Source organism: Candidatus Culexmicrobium sp., assembly GCF_058356305.1.
The window spans coordinates 26,386-32,589 of record NZ_JBTVBB010000022.1 but is presented as its reverse complement, the minus strand read 5'-3'; the positions used below and the strand labels follow the sequence as shown (position 1 = coordinate 32,589).

Sequence of the window (6,204 nt, the reverse complement as noted above, 5' to 3'; positions counted from 1 at the left end):
GGTTGTGAGAATAGGGCTGTTAAGTCTATTTCTACTGTCAAAGCTCTTGATGTTCTATCTAAGCTTAATTTAAACATTGATAATAAAGGTAGGAGAGTGTACTTATGTGAGTTACACTATAAAATGTATAAGAAGGCTACTAGAAGAAATAGATTGATTGAGAAATGGTGGAAGCGGTTATGAAGTATAGGTCTAACAATTTTAGTGAATTTGTAGGTAAAGCGTCCAGTCGTTCTAATCTTGAAGGTGAGGAGGTAGAGGTTTTTGAAACAATTCTTATAGATGTTGAACAACCAATAAATACTGGTCCTTGTATTTTAATTTCTGTTTCCTATGATGGGTCTAAGAAGAAGGCTTTATGTAAGCTGTATGATCCTGAAAAAAATAAAGTTTATTTATGGTATGATAATTCCGGCCACAAGCCCTATTGTCTTTCAGACTTAAGTCCTGATAAGATTAAGAAACATCTTGTTGTAACACATCCAGGTTTTTCTAGAGTTGAAGTTGTGGAAAAATATGATCCACTAAGTGATAAGATCATAAAGATGTCTAAGATTGTTGCTGAAGATCCATTGTCTATTGGCGGTGGACGTAGAAGTATTAGAGAGTTGTTGCCTAAGGCATGGGAGGCTAGAATTCGATATCATAATTGCTATATCTACGATAGACAGCTTGTTCCTGGTCTTTTTTATAGGGTTAGGGATGGTGATTTAGAGTATGTTCCATTTAATGTTCCTGAAGATGTTAGGAAAAGTGTTTTAATGTTCTTTAAGGATGAACCTGATGAGGTTATACAAATTTTAGATGAGTGGCTTCCTCTATTTCTTTGTCCTGCTCCTAATATTCCTAGATTGGCAGTTGACATTGAAGTTTTTTCTCCCGAGCCAGATAAGATTCCTGAACCGTCTGAGGCTACTTATCCTATTATTTGTATTGCCTTTGCTTCATCTGATGGTTTAAAGAGGGTTTTCTTATTGAGGCGTGAGGGATTTGAATATGGTGTTAAACCGGAATCTTTACCTGATGATGTAGAGTTAGTTTTCTTTGATAGTGAGAAGGAAATGATTATTAAGAGTTTTAAGCTTCTCCAAGCATATCCGGTGATTTTAACTTTTAATGGTGATAAGTTTGATTTAAGATATTTGAAGCAGAGGGCTTTAAATATTGGAATTCCTTCTAAGGATATTCCAATCCTGCTGGGTAGACAGTCTACTCATGTTTTGAAGGGTGTGCATATTGATTTATATAGGTTTTTTGCTAATCGTTCAATTCAAATTTATGCGTTTGGTAATAAGTATAAGGATGCCACTTTAGATGCGATTGCTTCTGCATTACTTGGTGTTAGTAAATTACCTCTTGAAAGATTGATTGCTGAGCTCACTTATTATGAGTTAGCTGCTTATTGTTTTAGGGATGCATATATTACATTGTCATTAACTACTTTTGATGATGATTTAGTTATGAAGCTAATAATTCTTTTGATGAGGATTTCTAAGCTTTCAATGGAAGATGTCACTAGGCAAAGTGTTTCTGGTTGGATTAAAAATATGCTTTATTATGAGCATAGAAAAAGAAATTACCTTATACCTGAGCGTGAAGATATTCTTGCTGTTAAGGGTAAAGCTGTTACTAGAGCTTTAATTAAGGGTAAGAAATATTTAGGTGCAATTGTAATTGAGCCTAAAGCCGGAGTCTACTTTAATGTAACTGTGCTGGACTTTGCAAGCCTGTATCCTTCTGTTCTTTATAGATGGAATTTATCTTATGAAACTATTAATTGTCCTCATAAAGAATGTAGGTCTAATAAGGTTCCCGGCTTACCTCACTGGGTTTGCACTAAAAAGCATGGTTTAACTTCAAGTTTGATAGGTATGCTTAGACACATTAGAGTGTACTGGTTTAAGCCTAGATCTAAGGATAAGAGTCTCAGCCATCCTGTTAGAAGTTGGTATTCAGTTGTTCAGCAGGGTTTGAAGGTTATATTGAATGCTAGTTATGGTGTTATGGGTAATGAAGTTTTTCCACTTTACTGTCCCCCTGTTGCTGAAAGTACTACTGCATTGGGAAGATATGTTATTTCTAGGGCTATTGAGAAGGCTAAGGAGATTGGTGTTGATGTGATTTATGGTGATACTGATAGCATTTTTCTCCATAATCCATCATCAAATCAAATTAAATTGCTCATGGAATGGGCTAAGGAGGAGTTTAGAATTGACTTGGATGTTGACAAAGTTTATAGGTATGTGACTTTTTCAGGTTTGAAGAAAAATTATTTGGGTGTTTTTAATGATGGCTCTGTCGACATTAAAGGCTTGGTTGGTAAGAAGAGAAATACACCTGAGTTTCTTAAATCTGCATTTATAAATATCGTTAATGTTTTGAGTGAAGTTAAATCTTTAGAGGATTTCGAAAAGGCTAAGGAGAAGATTAGATTAATCGCACAGAATTGCTATAGGAAGCTTAGAGAGAAGAAGCTTTCATTAGATGAATTAGCTTTTAGAGTTAAGCTTTCTAGGCCATTAAGTCATTATGTTAAGACTACTCCTCAACATGTTAAAGCAGCTCAATTATTGGAGAAGTTTGGGCGGAAATTGGGGGCTGGAGACATAATATCTTATGTTAAAGTTAAAGGAGAGCTAGGTGTTAAACCTGTTCAGTTAGCTAGAATTGATGAGATAGACGTAAATAAATATATTGGACATATGGAGACGACTTTTAGGCAAGTTTTAGAGGCTATAGGTGTCAATTTTGATGAAATTATTGGCTTTACTAGTTTAGATTCATTTTTGAGAAGAAAGTAGATTATTCTTTCCATTTTTTATGTGCATATCTTCCCCCTATTATCCCTCCTATAACAAGTCCTGAAAGCGACATTACCATTAATGGTAATGTTAATCCTCCAAATAATAGGGCAGTGAAGATTAGATTTATTAGAAATGCAGCGAAGGCAACTTCAATTCCTATTCTCTCATGGTCTCTATATGCCCTTCTTGCTACGAGGTATGATCCTATAACTCCTCCTAAAGCATATGTTAATGGTATTGCTACTTGTAATATGATGTCTGGTAGAGCCATTATTTCATAGATATAGGATAAAATTGCTATTACTATCCATGCTGGTGCATTTGCAAGCATGGATCCTGCCAGATATTCTTCAAATACAGGCATTCTGCCTTTCATTTCTATTCCTCTTTCAGTTCGGGTTACAACCTTAATAACGGTAAATACTTATTTGGATATGTGTATTAAGTGTTTTGAAGGTGGTTTAATGGAATCTTTGCTTAAAGATTTTGTTAAGGAAAGTAGGATTCTTAACAAAGTTAAAGTGGAGGACTTTCTTCCAGTATATTTTGGCATTAGGCCTTGCTCTCTTATCACTATTCCTGTTGAGCTTCCAAGTGGCTCTCAATTTGGAAGACAAATAGATGAGAAATGTGCTAAGGATTTAGCATTAATCTTAAGTACTAGGGATTTACAGTTGAGGGGTGAATTAATTTTAAGGTTGAGAAGTAAGATGAGAAAGCTGTTTAAAGAACTTGTTCTTAAGTCTGAGGAGTTTAAGGCTCATGAATGGTGGGTTAAGAAATTAAAGTTAAGAATGATGGTTGAAGAGGTGAGGCCTAGTATTTATGAGCTATACATCTATAGAGATAAGAAGATTGGAAAAACTTTAAAGAAGTTGTTCTCAATTAGACGGGAAATTAGAAGAGCTATATATCAAATTAGACCTGTTAATTTACCCCCATCACTAATTGTTTATCCCGAGGAATTATCAGCCTCTTATGTAACTCAGTTAGGTGAGGTTTTAGGTTATCCGGAGTGTTGTATTAAACGTTATGCTGATGAGAGGAGTACTGGTGTCTATGTGGAAGGTAGAGCTTCTCAACAGATTAAGGAGTTGAAGAAAACAGGTGGAAAGCCTAATGTTTTTACATATTTTTCCAATAGCTTTCTTCCGTGTTCACCTCAATGTTTAAAGGCAAGTGAAATTGGGAAAAAAATCTACGATAAAATTGCTAATGTCATACCTGGCTTCGAGAAAGTTTATCTGGAATGTTTAAATGAGAATGTAAGAATTGCTGAGAATTATCCTGATATTATTGCTAGTCGTAGAAGAGATATGGATTCTAAAGTCAAAAGGCTTCTCTCATATATGTAGTGATAAGAAATAAATGCTTCGAGATATAAGTTATAATGTAAGGTGAATTGGATGTTTCCTCAAGTATTTGAGCTCTCCCCTGAACGTAAACAAGAATTGATTGACAAAATAGCCAAGGAAATTGTTAAGCGTGGACTTGAAACCCCTGCGATAATGTTTCTAGAGACATTTAAGCCGCTTTCTTGGATTGGAGCTGAACTCTCAATAGTCTATATCATGCCCTTTGTTAAAGCATATATTGAAAGTCCAATTGTCGATGAAATAGTAGCTTTATTTCATGATAGAAGTGCTGTTGAAGAGCTGATTAAAAGGATTGAAGAACTAGTTGAAATAGAGAAGGAGAAGGAGAGAGCTGCTAAAGAAGCTAGAAAGAAGGCTAGAGCTGCTAAGGGTAAGAAGAGGCGATGGTGGATTTTTGGTCGATAGTTTATTCTTCTTCTGATTCTATTATTGTCATTTCAGCTGCCCATTTTACTAGTTCATTAGTTATCTCTCTATTTACAAATGGAGCTATAACAAATACTTCATAATCCTTATAGTCGTTTCCAATCCATTCATTGTCATATGAAATTACGTATATGGGCAGTTCAAATGATGCTACGTCAGGTCCACTTCTTCTAATATTGTACTTTGAGTATTCTTCATATTCTTGGGGGGTTATTGGAAGTTTTACTTCTACTGGATATTTATCCTTGATAATTATGAAGTCGGATTTAGTTAGATTCCATAATTCTAGAGCCTTTCTCGCTGCCTTTTTTACTGCTTCGTTAAATTCTCCTTTAATTTCTTCTATTACCTCTGCTCTTCCTCTCTTTGATTTTATAACTATACTTGTGTTCAAGCGTTATCCTCCAATTGCCCTCTTAATTATTTCTATTGCTTTATTTATGTCAGGTTTTCCCTTGTCTGTTAATGGGACTCGTGACATTACGTATTTTATTTCATTATTTTCATACTTTATGAATACTTGCGGTATGTCGAGTCCTCCAAATTCATTTTTTATTCCATATTTTTCTAGAAATTCATAGTCCTCTTTTTTCTCCTCTAATTCAAGTCCTAATTCTTCTGCTACTTTTTTACATGCCTTCTTAATGTATCCACTGGCTTTTTCCCAATCAGCTGTTACCATTATTATAGATATGGCTTTAACCATTTCTTAATACCCCTCTTATTGCGATTAACTCCCCTCTTTAGTATTATTTAAGGATTATGGGGTTTTTTACTATTGATTTTTTCGAAATCCTTAAATACATTTGTGATAGAGTGGAGGCATATGTTGGGAGGTTAATTTATGGCTGAGAAGAAGAGAAGGAGAATTAAGCCAAGTTATCTTTTACCTAAACCTGTTTCTGTAGGCGATGAGGTTGATGTTGAGATTGAAGGCTTAAGTAAACGTGGTGAAGGTGTTGCGCGAATCCAGGGTTACGTTATCTTTATACCAAATACTAAGCCTGGAAATAAGGTTAAGATTAAAATTACTTCAGTCAAGCCTAGCTTTGCTACTGGAGAAGTAATTGAAGGATGATTATGGTAGTCTAATTAGATTATTTGAATGAAAATCCGCATTTTAAACAAGAGCTGTAAAAAATAATCTTTGCTTTACCTTTTCTCCGATACTTCTTTTTCATTTTGCTTCCACATTTTGGGCATTTCATCATTTTAGGAATAAGCGAAATACATATTTATCTCTTCTTAATCATGCTTCTATGATTGATATGAGTAGAAGAAGAGTCAGAAGGACTAGAGAGCGAGAGAAGGTTGATATTTCCGGCATCTCAGATGATATTAAACATATGATTGTTTATGAATGGGCTCATTACACTATATCGATGGATGAATTGGGTAGAAAGTATGGTTTAACTTGGGAGCAAGTTTATGAAATTATTAAGAATGCTAAAACACAGCTTTTATGGACTGAACCTAAAGAGAGAGTTAGATAGTAACAGCGCAGCTCATTCCGTAGCGGCATCTTCATTTATCAGAGCTTTGTCCCTATATCATTGCTGCGCTGTTTGGCTCAGTTCTTCTATTTCTTCATCTTTCCT

9 protein-coding genes are annotated in these 6,204 nt (G+C 34.9%); 6 read left to right on the top strand and 3 right to left on the bottom strand.

Annotated elements, in window-relative coordinates:
- Together ACW8TM_RS07090 and ACW8TM_RS07085 are read left to right on the top strand one after the other, a co-directional pair.
- Positions 1-183: hypothetical protein (locus tag ACW8TM_RS07090; RefSeq protein WP_491532589.1), on the top strand; the 183-nt coding region annotated here is incomplete at its 5' end.
- Positions 180-2,801: a DNA-directed DNA polymerase I gene (locus ACW8TM_RS07085; protein WP_491532588.1), complete on the top strand. Its 2,622-nt coding sequence runs from the start codon at positions 180-182 to the stop codon at positions 2,799-2,801. The genes ACW8TM_RS07090 and ACW8TM_RS07085, both read left to right, overlap by 4 nt.
- Before the next feature lies 1 nt (position 2,802).
- On the opposite strand, the gene ACW8TM_RS07080 is transcribed toward ACW8TM_RS07085, so the two are convergent.
- Entirely contained in the window at positions 2,803-3,180 is a 378-nt protein-coding gene (locus tag ACW8TM_RS07080) for a TIGR04086 family membrane protein (RefSeq protein WP_491532587.1), read from the bottom strand.
- An 88-nt stretch (positions 3,181-3,268) separates the two neighbouring features.
- Here ACW8TM_RS07080 and ACW8TM_RS07075 point away from each other — a divergent pair, with 88 nt between their 5' ends.
- Entirely contained in the window at positions 3,269-4,159 is an 891-nt protein-coding gene (locus tag ACW8TM_RS07075; protein WP_491532586.1) for a DUF483 domain-containing protein, read from the top strand.
- Between the two features lie 51 nt (positions 4,160-4,210).
- Positions 4,211-4,585: a hypothetical protein gene (locus tag ACW8TM_RS07070; RefSeq protein WP_491532585.1), complete on the top strand. Its 375-nt coding sequence runs from the start codon at positions 4,211-4,213 to the stop codon at positions 4,583-4,585.
- A gap of 1 nt (position 4,586) precedes the next feature.
- On the opposite strand, the gene ACW8TM_RS07065 is transcribed toward ACW8TM_RS07070, so the two are convergent.
- Positions 4,587-5,000 (bottom strand): DUF2286 domain-containing protein, encoded by a 414-nt coding sequence (locus ACW8TM_RS07065; protein ID WP_491532584.1) that lies wholly within the window; start codon positions 4,998-5,000, stop codon positions 4,587-4,589.
- A 3-nt stretch (positions 5,001-5,003) separates the two neighbouring features.
- Positions 5,004-5,312 (bottom strand): hypothetical protein, encoded by a 309-nt coding sequence (locus ACW8TM_RS07060; protein ID WP_491532583.1) that lies wholly within the window; start codon positions 5,310-5,312, stop codon positions 5,004-5,006.
- 138 nt (positions 5,313-5,450) lie between these two features.
- On the opposite strand from ACW8TM_RS07060, the gene ACW8TM_RS07055 reads away from it, so the two are divergent.
- Positions 5,451-5,684 carry a TRAM domain-containing protein gene (locus ACW8TM_RS07055; protein WP_491532582.1) on the top strand — a complete coding sequence of 78 codons (234 nt, stop codon included), beginning with the start codon at positions 5,451-5,453 and terminating at the stop codon, positions 5,682-5,684.
- Positions 5,685-5,874: 190 nt separating this feature from the next.
- A complete protein-coding gene (locus ACW8TM_RS07050) occupies positions 5,875-6,099 on the top strand; it encodes a hypothetical protein (RefSeq protein ID WP_491532581.1) in 225 nt (74 codons plus the stop codon).
- Positions 6,100-6,204: the final 105 nt, after the last annotated feature.

Coding starts and splice junctions, on each gene's coding strand:
- ACW8TM_RS07055 (WP_491532582.1), top strand. CDS start 5,451: ATGGCTGAGAAGAAGAGAAGGAGAATTAAGCCAAGTTATCTTTTACCT.
- ACW8TM_RS07075 (WP_491532586.1), top strand. CDS start 3,269: ATGGAATCTTTGCTTAAAGATTTTGTTAAGGAAAGTAGGATTCTTAAC.
- ACW8TM_RS07085 (WP_491532588.1), top strand. CDS start 180: ATGAAGTATAGGTCTAACAATTTTAGTGAATTTGTAGGTAAAGCGTCC.
- ACW8TM_RS07050 (WP_491532581.1), top strand. CDS start 5,875: ATGAGTAGAAGAAGAGTCAGAAGGACTAGAGAGCGAGAGAAGGTTGAT.
- ACW8TM_RS07070 (WP_491532585.1), top strand. CDS start 4,211: ATGTTTCCTCAAGTATTTGAGCTCTCCCCTGAACGTAAACAAGAATTG.
- ACW8TM_RS07080 (WP_491532587.1), bottom strand. CDS start 3,180: ATGAAAGGCAGAATGCCTGTATTTGAAGAATATCTGGCAGGATCCATG.
- ACW8TM_RS07060 (WP_491532583.1), bottom strand. CDS start 5,312: ATGGTTAAAGCCATATCTATAATAATGGTAACAGCTGATTGGGAAAAA.